General features: G+C 51.4%; 20 protein-coding genes and 1 riboswitch. All 20 genes read left to right on the forward strand.

The window, feature by feature from the left end:
- Nucleotides 1-37 precede the first annotated feature (37 nt).
- The 20 genes from cobU (at nt 38) to AC4PHM_RS00765 (ending at nt 20,710) form a co-directional block, all read left to right on the forward strand.
- Nucleotides 38-595 carry a bifunctional adenosylcobinamide kinase/adenosylcobinamide-phosphate guanylyltransferase gene (gene cobU / locus AC4PHM_RS00670; RefSeq protein WP_492018979.1) on the forward strand — a complete coding sequence of 186 codons (558 nt, stop codon included), beginning with the start codon at nt 38-40 and terminating at the stop codon, nt 593-595.
- A gap of 117 nt (nt 596-712) precedes the next feature.
- The gene (cobS, locus tag AC4PHM_RS00675) at nt 713-1,477 is read left to right on the forward strand and encodes an adenosylcobinamide-GDP ribazoletransferase (RefSeq protein WP_492018980.1); all 765 of its coding nucleotides are present in this window, start codon (nt 713-715) and stop codon (nt 1,475-1,477) included.
- A gap of 80 nt (nt 1,478-1,557) precedes the next feature.
- Complete coding sequence (locus AC4PHM_RS00680; protein WP_492018981.1) at nt 1,558-2,175, forward strand: histidine phosphatase family protein; 618 nt, start codon at nt 1,558-1,560, stop codon at nt 2,173-2,175.
- A 204-nt stretch (nt 2,176-2,379) separates the two neighbouring features.
- Nucleotides 2,380-3,906 (forward strand): cobyric acid synthase, encoded by a 1,527-nt coding sequence (locus AC4PHM_RS00685; RefSeq protein WP_492018982.1) that lies wholly within the window; start codon nt 2,380-2,382, stop codon nt 3,904-3,906.
- 4 nt (nt 3,907-3,910) lie between these two features.
- Nucleotides 3,911-4,960 carry an adenosylcobinamide-phosphate synthase CbiB gene (cbiB, locus tag AC4PHM_RS00690; RefSeq protein WP_492018983.1) on the forward strand — a complete coding sequence of 350 codons (1,050 nt, stop codon included), beginning with the start codon at nt 3,911-3,913 and terminating at the stop codon, nt 4,958-4,960.
- Nucleotides 4,961-4,998: 38 nt separating this feature from the next.
- Nucleotides 4,999-6,117: a pyridoxal phosphate-dependent aminotransferase gene (locus AC4PHM_RS00695; protein ID WP_492018984.1), complete on the forward strand. Its 1,119-nt coding sequence runs from the start codon at nt 4,999-5,001 to the stop codon at nt 6,115-6,117.
- A gap of 19 nt (nt 6,118-6,136) precedes the next feature.
- Complete coding sequence (locus AC4PHM_RS00700) at nt 6,137-7,027, forward strand: GHMP family kinase ATP-binding protein (protein WP_492018985.1); 891 nt, start codon at nt 6,137-6,139, stop codon at nt 7,025-7,027.
- Nucleotides 7,028-7,119: 92 nt separating this feature from the next.
- The gene (locus AC4PHM_RS00705) at nt 7,120-7,902 is read left to right on the forward strand and encodes an undecaprenyl-diphosphate phosphatase (protein ID WP_492018986.1); all 783 of its coding nucleotides are present in this window, start codon (nt 7,120-7,122) and stop codon (nt 7,900-7,902) included.
- Between the two features lie 105 nt (nt 7,903-8,007).
- Complete coding sequence (locus AC4PHM_RS00710) at nt 8,008-9,210, forward strand: DUF362 domain-containing protein (protein ID WP_492018987.1); 1,203 nt, start codon at nt 8,008-8,010, stop codon at nt 9,208-9,210.
- Between the two features lie 9 nt (nt 9,211-9,219).
- On the forward strand, nt 9,220-9,690 hold the full coding sequence (locus tag AC4PHM_RS00715) for a tRNA (cytidine(34)-2'-O)-methyltransferase (RefSeq protein ID WP_492018988.1): 471 nt from the start codon (nt 9,220-9,222) through the stop codon (nt 9,688-9,690).
- 222 nt (nt 9,691-9,912) lie between these two features.
- Nucleotides 9,913-10,755 carry a DegV family protein gene (locus AC4PHM_RS00720; protein WP_492018989.1) on the forward strand — a complete coding sequence of 281 codons (843 nt, stop codon included), beginning with the start codon at nt 9,913-9,915 and terminating at the stop codon, nt 10,753-10,755.
- 252 nt (nt 10,756-11,007) lie between these two features.
- Nucleotides 11,008-11,109: riboswitch (glycine riboswitch) on the forward strand.
- Nucleotides 11,110-11,293: 184 nt separating this feature from the next.
- Nucleotides 11,294-11,698 carry a GrdX family protein gene (locus AC4PHM_RS00725; protein WP_492018990.1) on the forward strand — a complete coding sequence of 135 codons (405 nt, stop codon included), beginning with the start codon at nt 11,294-11,296 and terminating at the stop codon, nt 11,696-11,698.
- 101 nt (nt 11,699-11,799) lie between these two features.
- Entirely contained in the window at nt 11,800-12,750 is a 951-nt protein-coding gene (gene trxB, locus AC4PHM_RS00730; protein WP_492018991.1) for a thioredoxin-disulfide reductase, read from the forward strand.
- 33 nt (nt 12,751-12,783) lie between these two features.
- Nucleotides 12,784-13,101, forward strand: coding sequence for a thioredoxin TrxA (gene trxA / locus AC4PHM_RS00735; RefSeq protein WP_291402606.1), 318 nt, complete (start codon nt 12,784-12,786; stop codon nt 13,099-13,101).
- 58 nt (nt 13,102-13,159) lie between these two features.
- A complete protein-coding gene (locus AC4PHM_RS00740) occupies nt 13,160-14,446 on the forward strand; it encodes a glycine/sarcosine/betaine reductase component B subunit (RefSeq protein WP_492018992.1) in 1,287 nt (428 codons plus the stop codon).
- A gap of 49 nt (nt 14,447-14,495) precedes the next feature.
- Nucleotides 14,496-14,972 carry a glycine/sarcosine/betaine reductase complex selenoprotein A gene (gene grdA, locus AC4PHM_RS00745; protein ID WP_492018993.1) on the forward strand — a complete coding sequence of 159 codons (477 nt, stop codon included), beginning with the start codon at nt 14,496-14,498 and terminating at the stop codon, nt 14,970-14,972.
- Nucleotides 14,973-15,224: 252 nt separating this feature from the next.
- Entirely contained in the window at nt 15,225-16,544 is a 1,320-nt protein-coding gene (gene grdB / locus AC4PHM_RS00750) for a glycine reductase complex selenoprotein B (protein WP_492018994.1), read from the forward strand.
- Between the two features lie 90 nt (nt 16,545-16,634).
- Nucleotides 16,635-18,176 carry a glycine/sarcosine/betaine reductase complex component C subunit beta gene (gene grdC, locus AC4PHM_RS00755; RefSeq protein WP_492018995.1) on the forward strand — a complete coding sequence of 514 codons (1,542 nt, stop codon included), beginning with the start codon at nt 16,635-16,637 and terminating at the stop codon, nt 18,174-18,176.
- 12 nt (nt 18,177-18,188) lie between these two features.
- The gene (grdD, locus tag AC4PHM_RS00760; RefSeq protein WP_492018996.1) at nt 18,189-19,379 is read left to right on the forward strand and encodes a glycine/sarcosine/betaine reductase complex component C subunit alpha; all 1,191 of its coding nucleotides are present in this window, start codon (nt 18,189-18,191) and stop codon (nt 19,377-19,379) included.
- 329 nt (nt 19,380-19,708) lie between these two features.
- Nucleotides 19,709-20,710, forward strand: a complete 1,002-nt coding sequence (locus AC4PHM_RS00765; protein ID WP_492018997.1) for a BMP family lipoprotein — start codon at nt 19,709-19,711, stop codon at nt 20,708-20,710.
- The last annotated feature ends 5 nt before the right edge of the window (nt 20,711-20,715 follow it).

Below are 20,715 nucleotides of genomic sequence, written 5' to 3' on the forward strand. Positions count from 1 at the left end.
AACCCATGCAGCAAGCCACAGAAGGAGCTGAAATCGTTTGAAAATCGTACTCGTCACGGGTGGCGCCCGCAGCGGCAAGAGTACCTTTGGGGAAAACTACATCGCTGAACTCGCCTCCAGAATTGCCTATATTGCGACGGCCATTCCTTTTGATGATGAAATGAAAAGCCGCATCAAGCATCATCGCGGCTCCAGACCTCAGGAGTGGACTACCGTCGAGAAATACTTTGAAATAGATCGGGTCATCCCGAGCATAGCCGTCGAGCACGACGGGATCATCCTGGACTGTGTGACGCTGATGGTCAGCAACATGATGCTCGAGGAGCCTGACGTGGACTGGGAGAACCCGGATCCGGCCAAAGTCAACGAGATTCAGGATGCGGCCATCGCCCACGCCAGAGCCATTGTGGAAGCGCTTAAAGCCTCAAAAATGAGCGGCGTCCTGATCACCAACGAGATTGGCATGGGCATTGTGCCTGAGAATCCCATGGCGAGAGCCTTCAGGGACATTGCGGGCCGGGTCAACCAGACCATAGCTTCCATGTCAGACGAAGTTTGGCTCCTGGTGAGCGGGATTCCGGTCAAAATAAAATAAAATAAAATAAGTCCGCCCATCACCAAAGCCATAGGAAATTCCCCGCAACCGGCATTGAAAAAGACAGCCGGTCGCGCGCTGCCCTGGTCTGCCACTTTCAAAAAGTGAGGTCGTCACGTGAAATCATTGATATTGATGCTGCAATTTTTTACGCGCCTGCCGCTGCCCTTTGAGATCCAGGCGGACGCGGAGGACTTTAACAGGGGCTTTGTCTGGTTCACCACTGTGGGCCTCGTCATAGGCGGTCTGCTTACCCTCCTCTACATAATCCTGTCGCCGCTTATTGGAACCCTCCTCCTGGCGGTCATCCTGGTCCTGGCCGAGGTCCTTCTGACGGGCGGCCTGCACCTGGACGGCCTTTCGGACACTTTTGACGGCCTTTATTCCAACCGGGACAAGGAACGCGTCCTCGAGATCATGAAGGACTCCCGCATAGGCGCGAACGGCGCCCTGGCCATGATGTCCTGGCTGCTCCTGAAAATCGCGCTTCTGAGCGAGCTGTTCGAGTTCTACACCGCCCACTCTGCTAAATCCGCACCCTGGCTCGTCCTGCTCCTGATGCCGGTAGCCGCGAAATCCGCCCTGGCCCTGAGCTGTTACCTGGGCCCCTATGCCAGAAGAGAGGGCATGGGTCATCTGTTCATAGGAAAAGTGAGTGGCAGCCGATTGTTCCCCGTCCTCACCCTCGCCGCCATCCTGCACGGGCTGCTGGTTCCGGCTTCGCTCGCGGTTTGGTCTGGCATCCTGCTCTTCACCCTGGCCTACACCCGACACGTCCGAAATCGCATTGACGGTTTGACCGGAGATACACTGGGCGCCTGGCATGAGCTTTCAGAACTGTTTTACCTGGCAGGCTGGCTGGCAATGATTCAATTCCTCTAAACGTATGTCTTCTCAATAACACTTTAAACAAAATACAAACCTGGCTACAAAGCCAATTCCGCAATAAAGGAGTTCCCAAAATGCAGATTCACCTTTTACGACACGGAGAAACGGAGATGAATGTCAAAGGTACCTTCTGCGGGTTCTCGGATCCGTCGCTTTCAGAAAAAGGCAAAGCCCAGGCCCGGCATATCGCCGAGGATCTGAGTAAACACACCTTTACGCGCATTCTCGTCAGTCCCCTGAAAAGGGCCGTGGAAACCGCTGTGATCGCAACCGGGACCGAACCTGAATCCTTTGAGCTTCATCCGGACCTGAGAGAGATGAACTTTGGCGCCTGGGAAGGCATGACCTACGAGGAGATCATGGCGTCGGGCGGCGACTACGCAATTCAGTGGGAAGCAGACAACCTGAACATCCCCAGTCTTGAAGGGGAGTCCATGGTCACTTTTCATGAGCGGGTCATGGCAGCCTACAATGCTCTGAGCCAGGATTTCAAAGAAGAGGACCGCATCCTGATCGTGTCCCACGCCGGCGTGATCCGAAGTCTCCTGACGGAGTGGCTACACGGCTCCATGGAAGGCTATTGGCGGTACAAGATTGACAACTGCGGCCATGTCATTGTAGATTTTATTGACGGCTTCGCGGTGCTGGTTCATTTGAAGAGCCCATTCCCGGCGCCTGAGCGGTCGTTTTAAGACCATCGGCCAAAGTCTTTGGGTGTGGCAGGGAAACACGAAACCCGGACAAGGCCAAACGCAAATGATTTTTCCAAAGTGGTTCAACAAGCTTTCAAAAGCTCTTCCATAGATTTACAACACTCAAGACCCAAAATCCAAAAACACTGACATCCGCCCGCCTGTGAGGGCAGACGAGATGCCATGTAACCAAGAGGAGGCGTTATGATGGCACCAAAAGCTAAACCCATTATGATTCAAGGCACGGGTTCCTCCGTGGGCAAGAGCATTTTGACCACGGGACTCTGCAGAGTGTTTCGAAATGACGGACACAATGTGGCGCCATTTAAATCACAGAACATGGCACTCAACTCGTTCATCACAGAAGACGGCGGCGAAATGGGCAGAGCCCAGGTCGTTCAAGCTGAGGCAGCAGGCAAAAAGCCGGATGTGCGCATGAACCCAATTTTGCTCAAACCTTCCACAGACCAGGTTGCACAGGTCATTCTCCTGGGCGAGGCGGTGGACAGCCTGGGCGCGGTGGACTACCATTCTAAAAAACCGGAGCTGGTGTCCCTGGTGCGCAGCGCCTATGAAGGTCTCGCTGCAGAAAATGACATCATTGTCATTGAAGGCGCCGGCAGTCCGGCTGAAATCAACCTCAGAGAAAATGATCTCGTCAACATGGGCATGGCTGAAATCGCGGATGCGCCTGTGCTGCTCGTAGGCGACATTGACAAGGGCGGCGTCTTCGCGTCCCTTTATGGTACTATCATGCTTCTCTCAGAAGAGGAGCGAAAGCGCGTCAAAGGTATGATCATCAACAAGTTCCGTGGCGACGTGAAGCTCCTCGAGCCTGGCCTCAGACAGATCGAGGAACTGACTGGCATCCCGGTCCTTGGCGTCGTGCCATATACCGAGCTCAAAATCGAAGACGAGGACAGCCTGTCCGAGCGTTTCCGCGTCAAGGCGGAGAGCCACGGCAAAGTCAACGTCGAGGTCCTGTATCTGCCGCACGTTTCCAACTTCACGGACTTTGACGTGTTTGGCATGCAGGAGGACGTCAACCTTCGCTATGTCATGCGGGGCGAACGCATTGGCGATCCGGACATCCTGATCATTCCTGGCACCAAGACCACCATGTCTGATCTTCAATTCCTCAGAGATTCCGGCCTTGCCGACCAAATTTACGAGCTCCACAGAAAGGGCCGCATGATCATAGGCCTCTGCGGCGGCTTCCAGATCCTCGGCAAAACCATTCAGGATCCGCATCACGCTGAGAGTACCATCGATGAAATGCCGGGCCTCGGACTGCTCGATGTCGACACCGTCTTCGAAACCATCAAGACCACAACACAAGTCTTCGGCCGCATCAGCGGTATGCGCGGTGCCTTCGAGGAACTTAACGGCATGGAGCTCAAAGGCTATGAAATCCACATGGGCCACTCCTACCGCAGAATGGGCGCGCCGCACATCATTGACATCTACAACCGCTTTGGCCTCGACACGGAAGTCGCAGACGGTTCTGTGGATGAAACCGGAAAAATCATAGGCACCTATGTCCACGGCATTTTTGACAATCTCTTATTCACACGCACGCTCGTGAACATTATCCGCAAGGAAAAGGGTCTCGACAAGTTGCAGGCGCCTCTTGAAACCTATGAGGACTTTAAGGATAAAGAGTATGACAAACTGGCAGAGCTCCTGAAGTCCTGCCTGGATATGGATAAGATCTACGAGATCCTGGGTTAGCAGCATGCTGGCATACTGGATCGGCTACGGACTGGATCTGGCGGTGGGGGACCCTGTAAATGTGCCCCACCCCATTCGCTATATAGGACGGCTGGTCAGGTTTTGGGAACTGAGGCTTCTGAGAGAGGGCGCTTCACCCGGCAGTTTAAAGCTGCGGGGTGTCGTCCTCGTTTTATTGACCGTCGCTCCCGTATACTTGTTCTATTTGGTATTAGTCACTTTGGCGTTCAGGCTGCACCCTATAGTCGGCCTCGCGGTGCAGGCGCTGGTGTTTTTCCAGATGATGGCCACCCGCAGCCTCTGCGACGAAGGCATGAAGCTTTATCACGCCCTTGGGCCTGAGACTGGGCCTGAGACTGAGCCTAAGCTAGAGAAAGAGACGGGCGCGGTGACGCTTCAGCATCCCGAGTCAGGACCTCAGACGGGCGCTGACGCGGATCTGGACGACCCATTGGACCCCGCCCGAAAGCAGCTCTCCATGCTGGTCAGCCGGGATACCTCAAAACTGGACCGCGTCGCCATTATTAAGGGCGGCGTCGAAACCGTTTCAGAGAATTTTGCCGATGGCATCCTCGCCCCGCTCTTCTTCACCGCCATAGGCGGCGTCCCGTTGGGCATGGCGTATAAAGCCGTCAATACTTTGGATTCCATGGTGGGCTACAAGAATGATAAATACCTTCATTTTGGCTGGGCCGCCGCAAAGCTAGACGATCTCGCCACCTGGCTGCCGGCACGACTCAGCGGCCTTTTTGTGATTCTGGCAGCCTGGATCCTCCGACTGGACTGGAAGCGCGCCGCCCGAATCATGATCCGGGATCGACGCAATCACGAAAGTCCCAACAGCCCTTACCCGGAAGCTTCAGTGGCAGGGGCTCTTGGCATTCAGCTTGGCGGCAGAGCCACCTATTTTGGCGTCACCTATGAAAAAAAGTCCATGGGGGATCCGGTGGAAGGTCCTGTGCGGGCTCATCTGAAAACCACGGTCAGGCTGGTTTACGGCGCCTCTATCCTTGCATTTCTTTTTTGGCAGGGCGTAATACGACTTGTCCTTTAAGGTCACATCGTGTAACATCATGAAAAAGGGGGATCACAATGCAGCGCTATGAACACGGCGGAAATCCATATAGTTTGGAAGAAAGCACTGGCATTCCCCTGGACTCAGTGGTGGATTTCAGCGCCAACATCAACCCTCTTGGGCCGTCTCCAAAAGGCATTAGCGCAGTTATGGCGGCCTTGAACGCGGAGAGAGGTCCTTTGACGCGATATCCTGACCCAAATTACACTCAGCTCAGGAAGCGGCTCGCAGCCTATCACGGCGGGGCTTTGACTGAAGCACACCTGTATCCTTCCAATGGCGGGATTGAAGCGATTCACGACGTCTTCAGGGCGCTGAAGCCTTCCAAAGTCATGATTATCTCACCTGCCTTTGTCGAATATGAAAAGGCTGCCAGCGCACATGCTGCGGAGGTCGTTTATTTTGATTTAAGCTCGGATGCGGACTTTAAGCTGGAACGATTGACTTTTCTCAGCGCTCTTGATCAGCAGAAACCGGACCTGGTTGTGCTGGGGTCTCCCAATAATCCAACAGGCCAGCTCGTCGAGAAGGCGGTCTTAAGGGAGACCTTAAAACGCCTGTCGTCATGGGGCGGCGCACTGCTCACTGATGAAGCCTTCATGGAATTTTTGGCGGATGAGGACTCAAACGCCTGGTCCATGGCCTGCGAAGTCCCAGACTGGGAGACTCTCTTTGTGACGCGCTCGCTGACAAAGTTTTTTGCTGTACCAGGTCTCAGAGCTGGCTATCTGATTACGTCCTCACCAGTGTTTGAGGCTTATTGGCAGCAGGTCAAACCGGTTTGGGGCATGAATGCCCTGGCGGAAATTTACGTTTTGGCGGTTCTTGACGATTCTGAGTACATAGAAAAAACCAGGGCGGAGCTCGAAAGGCTGAAGTCGAAGCTGTCACAAAGCTTGTCCGCCTTTGAAACGGTCGTCCTCTTTCCGGGTGAAGTAAATTATCTTTTAATTCGAGTCGCTGAGCCGTTTCAACACACATTAAAACAGGGACTTGTTGCTTCAGGGATCCTTATCCGGGACTGCGCCAATTACAGAGGTCTTGGACAAGGGTATTTCCGGCTGGCAGTGCTTGGGGATGAGGATCAGGCGCGTTTGATCGAAGCCTTGTCGTCGCTGTTGATTCAAAATGAATAATGTTTAGGGAAGCTGAAAGATGTCAAAAGCTTATGTTCGACTCAAGGTGCCCACGACCTGCGGGGAGCTGATTCAAGGACCGTATCGTGCAAAGGAGTCCTTAATTTCGCTGCCCATCAATTTGTATACTGAAGTGGAAGCTCGCCTCGTCAAGGGTGGGGGGAGCGGAACCATCGGCAAAACAAACCTGCAGCCCAAAGCGGCTGCGGGGTTTTTGAGCGCCGTCAAACACCTGGGATTGACCGAACGTGAAATGTCGAAGGTGGCGCTGGTGCTGAGCTCTCCTGTGGCACCCGGGAAAGGCTATGCGTCCAGCACCTCAGATCTTTGTGGTGTCATGGCAGCGGTGTTTGAATTGTTTGAGGCACCACAGCCTGCCGAGACGCTGGCGGCCCTCAGCGCGGAGATCGAGCCGAGTGATGGACTGATGTTTGAGGATTGGACGCTCTTTGATCATCTGACAGGGAGGGTGCTCGAAACCTTTAAGACGTTGGAAAATGTTAAGCTGCTGGTCCTGGAGCCGCCATCCATCTGCGTGACGGACACATTCCGGTCTGATGAGGCGGTGCAGCATGCCCTTGATCAGAAGACGGAGAGGCCGCTTCGATTATTTGAGAGAGCCATTCGAGAGAGCTCTGTCAGAGGTGTGTTTCAGGCTGCGGCTGCCAGTGTACTGGAGCATCAGGCGGTTTTGATGAAGCCACATCTCGAGGTTATTATGGAAATGGCTGAAAGGGTAGGCGCTTATGGCGTCGTGGGCGCTCACAGCGGCACAATTCTGGGGATTGCCATGCCGGAGGCCCTGGAGGAAGCAGTGTTGATTGAAAAGCTGCGGTCACTGGGTGTGCTGGCGTGGTATCAGAAGCAGTTCGTGACGCGGACGGTGGTTGGGGGCTACCAATTGTTGTAAATCTTCGACTTACAGCCTCAGCAGCCCTTCTTGGGTGCGGTAAAATATTGTGATGCTGCGGCATCAATGACTTGTCAAAAGGAGAAAAAGTTATGTTTATGGACGTCGTAAAAGCTATAATACTGGGCATAGTCGAGGGTCTGACGGAATTTTTGCCGGTGTCCTCCACAGGACATCTGATCATTGCCAACAACTACCTCAGTTTTGAGGGTGACTTTGCCAATCTTTTCGCGGTGGTGATTCAGACTGGAGCGATCCTCGCCGTCATTTTGTATTTCAGGGACAAAGTCTTCCCAAAACGCGGCGAGATGAAGACCTATGTGTCCCGATGGTCCAAGGTAGCCCTCGCCGTCCTGCCGGCGATTGCCATAGCGGTCCCTTTTGAGGACGCTATTGACGAAGTGCTCTTCAATCCAACTGTGGTTGCCATTGCGTTGGTCGTCGGTGCAATTATGCTGCTGTTCATTGAAAACAAACATTTCAGGGTGCTCGTCAGAGAAGAGCAGCAAATCACCTACCGGGCGGCGCTTTTTGTAGGCCTTGCCCAGTGTATGGCCTTGGTGCCGGGGATGTCCCGCTCCGCGTCAACGATTATAGGTGCTATTGTCATTGGGTTTTCAAGGTCCCTGGCTGCGGAGTTTTCCTTTTATCTTGCCATCCCGACGTTGGTCGGTGCCGGTATTTACAAAATGGCGAAATTTGAGTCGGCCTTAACTCAGCCGCAGTGGATTTTACTCGCGGTGGGGACTGTGGTGTCCTTTATTGTGGCGTATGTCGTCATTGCCGGATTTATGGGTTACATTAAAAAGCATGATTTCAAACCTTTTGCCTGGTACAGGATTGCCCTTGGGGCCCTGGTGCTGTGGCTGGCGTAAGTGTCTCAGACTGACACTTAAAGAAGTGAAACTCGGTGTCTGCGGCTGACGCCTATTGACCCCGAGTTTCTTCCGTAAAATGTAAATTAAGAAAGAAGGTCAACCATGAATTCAAAGGTCGCGCTGGTCAAATGCCAATCCTTCGACTATGACTATAGACTTGTGAGGGAAGCCATCCGGGAGGCCGTTGATGCCCTTGGGGGCTTTTCGGCTTTCCTTTCACCCGGGGAGCGTGTCATGCTGAAGGTCAATCTTTTGATGAAAAAAGCGCCCGAAGAGGCGACGACGACCCACCCGGTTTTTGTGGAAGCCTTGGCGGATCTCGTGGCTGAATTCGGCTGCGAGGTCCTCATAGCGGACAGCCCCGGAGGTCCCTTTGTGCTGAGAATGCTGGAGAGTGTCTATAAGGGCTGCGGCTATGACCGGTTTGAGCGTTCTGAGCGTTCTGAGCGTTCGGAAAGCTCTGAAAAGAAAGGTGTAAAACTGAATAGGAATGTGAAGAGTACAGAAAGGGAAAATGCCGATGGCTACCTGCTGAAACGCCTCATCCTGATAGACGCTTTGAATGACGTTGACAAAGTCATTTCTGTCTCTAAGCTTAAAACTCACGGCATGATGAAATTTACCGGCGCTGTAAAGAATATGTTCGGGACGGTGCCCGGGATGATCAAGGCAGAATATCACTTTAAAATGCCTGAGCCGGACGATTTTGCGGACATGCTGGTGGACGTTTGTGAGCACGTCAGGCCGGTTCTTTCCTTGATGGATGGGATAGTAGGCATGGAAGGTGCAGGACCGTCCGCCGGTGATCCCGTCGAGCTGGGGGTGGTGCTTGCCTCTGACAATCCGCACTGGCTGGACATGACCGCGGTGAAGCTGATTCAGATCGATCCGCAGGACGTACCGACTTTGAGGAGAGCTGTTGCCCGCGGTCTGGTGGACCCGGAAAATGCCCCTGCCGTGTTTGTGGGTACGCCATTTGAAGCCTTCCATATACCTCATTTTAAAGCGCCGAACATTCGCAGTATTGAATTTTTAAGAGGCCACGCCCCCTACTTCATCAAGCATGCCGCGGATCTCATGCTCAAGCCGCGTCCGGTCTTTGATTCAAGCCTCTGTGTGAAGTGCGGGGACTGCAGGCGCCTTTGCCCGCCTCAGGCGATTGCTATGGACAAGTCAGTCAAGGAAGGCTACCCAGTGGTGGATCTTTCGAAATGCATCAGATGCTACTGCTGTCAGGAGCTGTGCCCCAAGGAGGCGGTGGAGATTCATCGACCACTCCTGCTTCGCATCATGACGAAATTTTAGGAGATGACTATGTCTATTGAAATTGCGCTCTATCAGCCCGAAATTCCTCCCAATACCGGCAATATTGCCAGGACCTGCGCGGTTACCGGCGCCAAGCTTCATTTGATTAAGCCACTCGGATTTTCAATTGACGAAAAATACGTAAAAAGAGCCGGACTCGACTACTGGCACTTGGTGGATGTCAAGGTACATGAATCTCTGGAAGCGTTTCTTGAGGTCATGCAGGGACGCCCGCTCTATTTTTCATCCACAAAGGCCAGGAAGCTTTACACCGAAGTTGAGTATGAAAAGGATGCGGTCATAGTCTTTGGCAGCGAGACCCGCGGACTGCCACCGCTGATTCACGACGCCTACAAATCAGGTTTAATGCGTATTCCAATGCGCGACACATCAGACGCAAGAAGTTTGAACCTGTCGAATGCGGTCGCCATAGTTTTGTTCGAGGCGCTCAGGCAGCAGGGGTTTCCGGGGCTGATTTAGTACATCGAATTTGAAATATCTGTGCAAAAGAATGTTAAATCTGCTGGCAAAGTTCAGGCTTATAATCCATTTGCCTTTGCACAATTATTTTGAGAGTGTACTGCTAGAGGCCTGGGGGATTGTGCCGCGGGGTGCCATCGGCAGAGGCTTTTGACTTGTTTTGCTTTCGCAACTTGAAAATACACGGTATAATAAAATTATTCAAACTAGAGGGGTGTTTAAATGGCAGTAAAAATCATCACCGACAGTGTTTCTGATTTACCCGGCGATCTGAAATCAGCCTATGGAATTGAAGTGCTGCCTCTGATGGTCAACTTTGGTGAGGTCTCCTACAGGGACGGCATAGACCTCACACCTGAGGCTTTTTTTGAGAAGCTGAAAACGGCGCAGACACTGCCAACGACCTCCCAGGTTAACGTAGGCCAGTTTGTAGAGTGCTTTGAGCGCGTTGCTGAAGCTGGGGATGAAGCCGTCGTGATTACGCTGTCCTCAAAACTGAGCGGGACCTACTCCGCCGCGGTGACTGCAGCAGAGGAAGCGGGCGCTGGACGCGTTACGGTTCTTGACTCCAAGTTCGTCAGCTTCGGACAGGGCCTCCTTGTGCTGAAAGCCGCTGAAATGGCGAGAGAAGGCATGAGCAGGGAAGACATTGTGAAGGCTTGCGAGAACCTCATGGGGCGGCTCGAGATGCTTATTTTTGTCGATACGCTGACCTACCTGCACAAAGGCGGACGGCTGAGCGCCGGACAGGCTGTGATTGGCGGTCTCCTGAGTGTCAAGCCTATACTTTGTGTCAAGGATGGGGCTTTGGCGCCCCTTGACAAGGTACGGGGACGCAATAAGACACTGAAATGGTTTGAACAATACCTCCAGGAACACGCGGCGGAGATGTCAGAGGAGAACGTAGGCTTCTTCCATGCCGCAGATCCTGTCTTCATGGAGGAAATGATCGATGTGGCGTCGAGTGTCATTCGTCCTTCCGGAATTCATCGTTCTACGGTCGGCGCCGTGGTCGGGACGCATTCTGGCCCGGGTTGTGTTGCATTTGCCTATTTTAGAAAATAATTTTCCTGATTTTTCAGGTCGACTGTAAGAATAATTCATTCACCTGTTTCGTAATCCGCCAACACGTTGAAAATAAAGGCTTTCAACATGTTGTTAATTTTATGACATAAAATTTTTTAGGGGTTGCAATTTATTTATGAATGCACTATAATGACGATGTAACATAAAGATTGTTAAATAAATACGAATCTTTTATCAGAAAATTCTATAAGTCATTGACGCAGTGCCTTGCGTTAAAACTGAATATACTGGATGAAAAGTCAGGGAGAGAATCATTAAATTGATCGCCGAAGGGACAAGCTGTCACTGCCAAGTGACCGTGAAATTTTCAGGCAAAAGGACCGGGCTTCGACAGATCTCTGAAAAGCCGAACAGGCACCGTAGGGGCAATTATTTTGTGATCTGATCAAGATCGCAGGTAAGAAACTCTCAGGTTTAAACAGAGGGAGGAATGGCATCGTTATTGTTGCATTCCTCCCTTTTTTGTTTCAATAAATGGAAATGGATGGAAAAACGACAGGAAGTGAGGGATTCTGAAATGAAATTCATGCTGGTCACCAACAACCGAATGGTTCAGGAGCGCTTTAAGCCAGGTGATACTAAGAATCTCACCCAGGTCGTATATCAGGAAAATTTCGATTTGATCGGCGTTCTGGAAGAAGCCAGGAACTTGATTCACAAAGGCCACAGGCTGCTGACGCATCCGCTGTCGGGCAGCGTGAAGCCCTATGAGACACCCTTCAAGTCCGTGGCGGTGACTTCTGAGATCGAGGTTCTTGATTTTCAGTCACTTCAAATTATTGAAGAAAGCCTTGCCACAGCAAAAAAGTTTCTTGCGGATGCCAAGATCATTCGCTACTCGGATAAGGTTTACGATGATTTCAGATTGATTGACCTCAACCTCATATTAAGCGGCATTGAAAGCATAAATCAGTTTGGTTAGAGCGAACTGGCCATGGAAGCATCGCAAAAGCGGTGTGTGAGTCTTGACAGTGAGCTTTGTAACCCATACAACCAGGAAATTAGAACATGGGAGGCACAGGCATGGAAAAGCACTATGATGTCGTGATTATCGGCGCAGGACCTGCGGGTCTGTCAGCGGGTCTTTACGCTGCTCGCGCAAAGATGAAAACCGTGATTTTGGAAAAGGAAAAGCCAGGCGGCCAAATCGCTACTACGGACGAAGTCGCCAACTACCCGGGTTCAGTGGAGCACGCTACCGGCCCAAGTCTGGTAGAGCGCATGGTTGCTCAATGTGACGAGTTTGGCGCGGAGCGTGTGAAAGATGGCGTTAAGTCCATTGATTTTACCGGTGATCTTAAAGTAATTGAGACTGAGAGCGGCGATGTTTATAAAGCCAAAGCAGTCATCGTTGCCACCGGCGCATCCCCTAAAAAGATCGGATGCCCAGGTGAAGCGGAGCTCACGGGTAAAGGCGTCTCTTACTGCGCAACCTGCGACGCTGACTTTTTCACTGACCTTGAAGTTTTCTGCGTCGGCGGTGGTGACACTGCGGTCGAGGAAGCCATGTACTTGACCAAGTTCGCGCGAAAGGTCACGCTGGTCCACAGACGCGACGAGTTCAGAGCGGCGAAGTCCATCATCGAAAAAGTCAAGAAGAATGAAAAAGTCGAGTACCTCATGGATTCTGTCGTCGAAGAGATTTACGGTGATGGCATTCTCGAAGGCATCAAGGTTAAAAACGTCAAGACCGGCGAAGTGGTGGACATTCCTGCATCAGAAGATGACGGCACTATGGGCGTCTTCGTCTTCATAGGCTACGATCCGCTTACCGCTCTCTTCAAAGGCGTTCTCGACATGGATCAGACAGGCTACCTGATCACAGATGAGAATATGAACACCAATATCCCGGGCGTCTTTGCCGCAGGCGACGTTCGCCAGAAGGTGCTTCGCCAGGTGGTGACCGCAACTGCAGACGGCGCGATTGCAGCAGTTATGGCAGAGAAATATATAGAGGATAAATTCCACGCATAGTGGGTATTTATATAGAGGTTAGGGAGGAAAAACATGTTTATACTGGACAAAGATAATTTTGAACAGGAAGTGCTTGGTGCCGATGGTTTTGTACTCGTCGACTACTGGAGCGACGGCTGTGAGCCATGCAAGGCCCTCATGCCTGACGTGGAAGAACTCGCGGCGGAATATGAAGGCAAAGTCAAATTCTGCAAACTCAACACAACGAATGCCAGAAGACTGGCGATCTCTCAAAAAGTACTTGGCCTTCCAACAATCACCCTTTACAAGGGCGGTCAAAAAGTTGGCGAAGTCACTAAGGAAAAAGCTTCAAAAGCCGGCATCAAAGAAATGCTGGACGCTAATCTCTAAAGAAGAGCATTGTCTGTAACCGGAGGGTCCGGTTCAAATATACAAGGAGGTGAACCTTTTGCGTTTAGAACTTGGTGAAATTCTAATCAAAGACGTTCAGTTTGGCGACGTCAGTAAGGTCGAAAACGGTACACTGTTCATTAATCGTGATGAGATCGTTTCTCTTGTCATGGAAAATGAATATATCAAAAGCTGTAAGGTCGATCTTGCTAAGCCGGGTGAAGAAACCCGCATAACACCTGTAAAGGATGTTATTGAGCCTCGAGTTAAGGTCGAGGGTCCTGGCGGCATCTTCCCAGGTGTCATTAATAAGGTTGCTACAGTTGGTTCCGGCAGAACCCATGTACTTAAGGGCGCTGCAGTTGTCACTTGTGGTAAAATCGTAGGCTTCCAGGAGGGCATTATTGATATGTCCGGCCCGGGCGCTGACTTTACACCGTTCTCCAAAACAAACAACATCTGTCTCGTCATTGAGCCTGCTGACGGCATCAACCAGTACGACTACGAAGCAGCTGCACGTATGGCTGGTCTCAGAGTCGCAACTTTAATCGGTGAACTCGGCAGAACGGTTACTCCGGATGTCGTCCACACTTATGAGACTAAACCGATCTTTGAACAAGCAGCTCAGTACCCAGAGCTTCCTAAAGTCGGCTATGTCTACATGCTTCAAACTCAAGGTCTTCTCCACGACACTTATGTCTATGGCGTTGACGCGAAGAAGATTGTGCCTACAATCCTCTACCCGACTGAAGTCATGGATGGCGCAATCCTGAGCGGCAACTGCGTTTCAGCTTGCGACAAGAATACTTCTTACCACCACCTCAACAACCCAATCATCAAGCATCTCTACGCTGAGCATGGCAAGTCCATCAACTTCATGGGCGTCATTATCACGAACGAGAACGTTTACCTCGCTGACAAAGAGAGATCTTCCAACTGGACTGCGAAGTTCACGAAGTTCCTCGGCCTTGACGGCGCTATTGTTTCACAGGAAGGTTTCGGCAACCCGGATACTGACCTGATCATGAACTGCAAGAAAATCGAAGCGGAAGGCGTCAAGACTGTTATCGTTACAGACGAGTACGCTGGCCGTGACGGTTCCTCCCAGTCCCTCGCAGATGCGGATCCATCTGCAAACGCAGTGGTCACAGGCGGCAACGCAAATGAGACCATCGAACTCCCTCCAATGAAGAAAATCATTGGCATGCTGGATTACACGGATAAAATCGCTGGCGGATTTGACGGCTCCCTCAGACCGGATGGCAGCATTGTTGCTGAGATTCAGGTCATTACGGGCGCTACCAACGAGCTTGGCTTCAACAAGCTCACTGCAAGAATGTTCTAATACAAAGCAAGCTGATATAAAAGAATTTAAAATTGAAAGGATGTCGAGAATGAGCATTTTAGCTAATAAAAAAGTGATCATCATTGGCGACCGCGACGGTGTTCCGGGCCAAGCGATCGAAGAATGCGTCAAGACGAATAGCGCGGCAACAGTCGTCTATTCCGCAACAGAGTGTTTTGTCTGAACGGCTGCAGGGGCCATGGATTTGGAGAATCAGAACAGGGTTAAATCTTTAGCGGATGAGTACGGACATGAGAATGTCGTAGTGATCTTCGGCGCAGCAGAAGCAGAATCAGCTGGTCTTGCAGCTGAGACCGTCACCAACGGTGACCCAACGTTTGCAGGAAGCCTTGCAGGCGTAGCACTTGGACTTTCTGTCTACCACGCGGTAGAGCCTGAGTTCAAGGCTGACGTAGACGCAGACGTCTACGAAGATCAGATCGGCATGATGGAAATGGTCCTCAACGTGGACGACATCATTGCTGAGATGAGCAACATGAGAACTTCTTACTGCAAATATCTCTAAAATCGCGCCGATAATTTAGAGATAAAAAGTACCAAAACGCAACACCAAAACCCTGATTATCAACCCTGATAAAAACCCTGATTAACAACCAAATCCATGCAATGACACAGTTCGGTCGAACTGTACAAAACCTGATGGCAATACCGTTTTAAAGTAATATACCAGCGATCCTTTAAACCAGAAAAATGTGAAGGGAGGGATCCTCAATCTATTCCACCGCGTTAGTATTTGCGGAGGAGTGTGAGGCGGCTTATGAGCAAGATTAGAATTGTGCACTACATTAACCAATTCTTCGCGGGCATTGGCGGTGAAGAAAAAGCAGACGTGAAACCTGAGCTGAGAGAAGGCGTTGTCGGTCCCGGCATGGCACTGAACGCTGAATTCAAAAAGCTTGGAAAAGATATGGAAATCGTTGCTACAGTGATCTGCGGCGACTCTTATTTCAACGAAAATCTTGAGGAAGCAAAAGCGACAATCCTCGAGATGATCAAATCCCAAAACGCAGGCATGCTGATTGCAGGCCCGGCGTTCAACGCAGGCCGTTATGGCGCTGCATGCGGCACGATCTCCAAGTTCGTACAAGATGAGCTCGGTATTCCTGTTGTAACAGCAATGTATATTGAGAACCCAGGCGTCGATATGTACCGCAAGGACCTCTACATTATCGAGACTGGCAACTCAGCAGCTGCAATGCGTACGGCAGTTCCTGCAGTCGCTAACTTCGCTGTCAAGCTTGCTGAAGGTGCGACCATCGGCAGACCAGCTGAAGAAGGCTACATTGAGCGCGGCATTCGCAGAAACGTCTTCGTTGACAAGATTGGCGCACAACGTGCGGTTGAGATGCTTGTCAGCAAGCTGAATGACCAGCCTTTCGAGACAGAGTACCCTATGCCGGTATTTGATCACGTTGTCCCAGGCAACGCGATCAAGGATCTTTCCAAAGCGAAAATCGCTCTGGTTACTTCCGGCGGCGTTGTGCCTAAAGGCAACCCTGACCGCATCGAGTCATCTTCTGCTTCCAAGTATGGCAAATATGACATCGACAGCATTTCCGACCTGACGTTCGACACTTATGAGACTGCTCACGGCGGTTATGACCCGGTCTACTGCAATGACGACTCCGACCGCGTACTTCCTGTAGACGTCCTTCGTGACCTCGAGAAGGAAGGCAAGATTGGCGAACTCTACCGTTACTTCTACACAACGACAGGAAATGGTACTTCCGTTAAGAACTCCAACGAGTTTGCTGAGGAATTTACTAAAGACCTTATCGCTGATGGCGTTGACGCGGTTATCCTCACTTCGACGTGAGGCACCTGTACTCGTTGCGGTGCAACGATGGTTAAAGCTATTGAAAGATCCGGTATTCCTGTTGTCCACATTGCGACAGTAGTTCCAATTTCCCTGACTGTTGGCGCGAACAGAATCGTACCGGCAATCGCAATTCCGCATCCGCTCGGCAACCCGGCGCTCGATCCGGCTGAAGAGAAGAAGCTTCGCCGCCGTATCGTCGAAAAAGCGCTCCATGCTTTGACTGTAGAAGTCACTGAGCAGACGGTCTTTGATAAATAATATAATTTGACCTGAATAGGTTGAGGTGAAGGGTATGTTCAGTGCAGGCCTCTATCCTCAACCTATTTAAACATTATTCGGAGGTGTAAAATGTCCTACGCAGTATTGAAAGCGGCCGGCTATGTGCTCGTGCACACGCCGGACATGATTATGCATAATGGAACAACTCAAACCGTTGAGAAAGCTATGAACCCTGATTCAGAATACCTCAAGAAAGTGCCTGAGCATCTTCGTACATTCGAAGAAGTGGTCAACTACGCGCCTAACCAGACGTATGTTGGCAACCTGACGCCTGAAGCCCTTGGCGAACTCGAAAAGCCATGGGTCGGCGTTGACGTTCCGGGCAGCAGCCGCTTCGGCAAATTCGGCGAGATCATGCCGCAGGTCGAATTCATTGCCATGCTGAAGTTTTCTGACGTCTTTGACCTTGTCAAACTCGAGAAGTCCTTTACGGATCTTGCAAAAGCGGAATACGGAAAACATCCTCTGGCGACTCAGGAAGAGCTTGCCAAGCTTGGCGAAGGCGATTCCCTTGCCATGATCGAAGAGCTCGTGAACGTCCACCATGCGGAAGCGATTTACCATGACGGCAAGCTCGTCGGCTGCGTCAAGAAAGCCCACGATGTCGACGTCAACCTCAATGCCCACGTCATGTTCGAAAACCTCGTGGTTAAGGCGTCCGGCATCCTCGCGTTCAAACACCTGGTCGCGAAAAACAACATTGATCCGCTTTCCATTGATTATGTCATCGAGTGCTCTGAAGAAGCGTGCGGCGACATGAACCAGCGCGGCGGCGGCAACTTCGCAAAATCCATTGCTGAGATGGGCGGCGCGGTCAACGCGACGGGTTCCGACCTCAGAGGCTTCTGCGCGGCACCTACCCATGCTCTGATTACAGCGGCTTCCCTCGTTAAGGCCGGCACTTATAAGAATGTCGTCATCGTCGCAGGCGGCGCTACTGCCAAGCTTGGCATGAACGGCAAAGACCATGTCAAGAAAGGCCTCCCTATTCTTGAGGACGTGCTCGGCGGCTTCGCCCTTCTGATTTCTGAAAATGACGGTGTCAGCCCGGTTCTCAGAACGGATCTTGTCGGCAAGCACAACGTCGGCACAGGCTCTTCTCCGCAGGCGGTTATCACAGCGCTGATCTCCATGCCCCTTGACAAAGGCAACCTCAAAGTCACGGATATCGATAAGTACTCCGTAGAAATGCAGAACCCAGACATCACGAAGCCAGCCGGCGCCGGCGACGTTCCTGAAGCCAACTACAAAATGATCGCTGCCATTGGCGTCAAACGTGGTGAGCTCGATCGCACGCAGCTTGGCGAATTCGTTGAGAAGCACGGCATGAACGGCTGGGCGCCGACACAGGGTCACATTCCATCCGGCGTGCCGTATGCCGGCTTTGCCATTGATGATTTGACGACGGGCAGCCTCAACCGCGCGATGATCGTTGGCAAAGGCTCCCTGTTCCTCGGCCGTATGACAAACCTGTTTGACGGTGTCTCCATTGTCGTCGAGAGAAACAGTGGTGAGACTGCTTCAGAGGGTGCTTCCGTTTCCAGGGAAGAAATCAACAACATGATCGCAGAAGCCATGAGAGGTTTTGCCGCTCACTTGCTAAACGCGTAAGGAGGGGCTAATATGTCTGAGAACCTCGAAGTAAAAAAGATTCTGGGAAATGCGTTCCTCGAGATCGCGGATGCCATTCAAACGGGTAAGTTCGGGAGCCGCGTTCGCGTGGGCCTGACTACCCTTGGCAGCGAGCACGGCGTGGACAACCTCGTCAAAGGCGCGGAACTCGCGGCGCGCGACGCGGACTATGATATTGTCCTGATTGGACCAAAATGCGACACTTCCCTTGAAGTGATCGAAATCAATTCCGAAGACGAAATGCATGGGAAGATGGAAGAGCTTCTGGACAGCGGCTATATCCAGTCTTGTGTCACCATGCACTATACGTTCCCAATCGGCGTTTCAACGGTTGGCCGTGTGGTGACGCCGGGAATTGGCAAGGAAATGTTCATAGCGACGACGACGGGCACCTCTGCGACCAACCGAACGGAAGCGATGCTGAAAAACGCCATTTATGGCGTGATTGCGGCAAAAGCCATGGGCATCCAAAAACCTTCCGTGGGTATTTTGAATGTGGACAACGCGCGTACGGTTGAGCGCGGCCTCAAAGAGCTGATCGCTGCAGGCTATGACCTCAGCTTCGGCGAGTCCGGCCGTTCAGACGGCGGCAATGTCATGCGCGGCAACGACCTGCTCATGGGTTCTGTCGATGTCATGGTCACGGATACCCTGACGGGCAACATTCTGATGAAGATGTTCTCTTCCTTTACAACGGGCGGAAGCTATGAAGCCACTGGCTTTGGCTATGGTCCTGGCATAGGCTTTGACTATGAGCGCGCCATCCTGATCCTCTCCAGAGCCTCCGGCGTACCGGTTGTCGCGAACGCGATCCGTTATGGCGCTATGCTCGCCAAGGGCAATCTGAAAGAGGTCGCGAAAGCGGAATTCGACAAAGTTCGCGCAGCGGGCTTTGACGCCATTGTCAAGGGACTGACCAAGGATACAAAAAAATCAGCTGCAGCGGAAGAAGAGACAGAAGTGGCAGCGCCTGCGAAAGAAGTCGTCACCGGCTCCGTTTCAGGCATTGACATTATGGACCTAGAAGACGCGGTCAAAGCGCTTTGGAAGCAGGGCGTCTATGCGGAAAGCGGCATGGGCTGCACCGGACCTATTGTCATGGTGGCTGAAGAGAAGCTTGAGCTTGCAATCAAGCTGCTGGCGGAAGCGGGCTTCCTTGCTAAAGAAGCGGTGCCTTGCTAGACCTAAAAGAACTATAATCGAATGAAGAACTGAATTGCTGACCGGCATGTCACGGGTTCGAGTGACGTGCCGGTCTTTTTTTTTGTTCTTTGCTTGATACTTTAGGTCATTTTTGGATATAATTAGAGTGTGTTCAACAACATGAGGTGTAGCCTGTCCATTAGAGAGTGCAGGGAGAATCGCCAGTCAAGATTTTTAACAACATCGGAAAGTTTGAGGTGTGGGCTAAGCCCGCAGTACGAGGTGCTCTGAGTTGTAAGTCTTCTGGTGAATTTTTTTGCGATAGAAAAAGGACATTTGGCACAACCTTAAAAATGAGGAGGAACGGGATGATGAAGAAGTTATTTGCATTACTGCTCATCGTGGTACTTGCAGCCGGTGCGCTCGCAGGCTGCGGAGAGACAAAAGAAAGCGTTGTCGTAGGCATGATCACAGATACAGGCGGACTTGGAGACCAATCTTTCAACGATTCTGCATGGTATGGCCTTGAGCGTGCTGAAAAGGATTTTGGCATAGAGCGCAAGGTACTTGAATCTACAACTGCTGACGACTATCTGCCAAACCTGACTTCATTCTCTGAAGAAAATGTCCAGCTTATTATCGGCGTCGGCTTCCTCTTTAACGAAGCTATGATGCAGGCCGCTGAAAAATTCCCTGAGCAGAAGTTCGCGCTTGTCGACTCTGTAGTAGAAATGCCAAACGTTGCATCTATCACTTTTGCGGAGCATGAAGGGTCATTCCTCGTAGGTGTCATTGCCGGTCTCAAAACTGAAACGGATAAAATTGGTTTCATTGGCGGCATGAAATTCCCTCTGATCGAAAAATTTGAATACGGCTTCCGTGCCGGCGTCAAAGCAGTCAACCCTGATGCAGAAGTCTTCGTAAACTATGCGGATTCCTTTGATGACGCAGCAAAAGGCAAGGAAATCGCGATCGTTCAGCACCAAGCAGGCGCTGACGTCATCTTCCATGCCGCTGGAGGCGTAGGCGTTGGTCTGATTCAGGCTGCTGAAGAGCAAGGCTTCTGGGCAATTGGCGTTGACCAGGACCAATCAGCACTGTCTCCAACAAACGTCCTTTGCTCCATGATCAAACGTGTTGACGAGAGCGTTTACGCTGTCACCAAAGAAGTTGTGGATGGCACTTTCACAGGCACAATCCATACTTTTGATATCTCCAACAACGGTATTGGTTACTCTGACAATGCCGGCAACTTGACTGACGATCTTAAAGCTGAAGCAGACAAGTACATGGAAGCCATCAAAAATGGCGAATTCACAGTACCTCAAACCGAAGCTGAATTCACTGCCTTTACTGCACCTACACTCTAATAACC

Source organism: Acidaminobacter sp. QWL-03 (genome assembly GCF_058683855.1).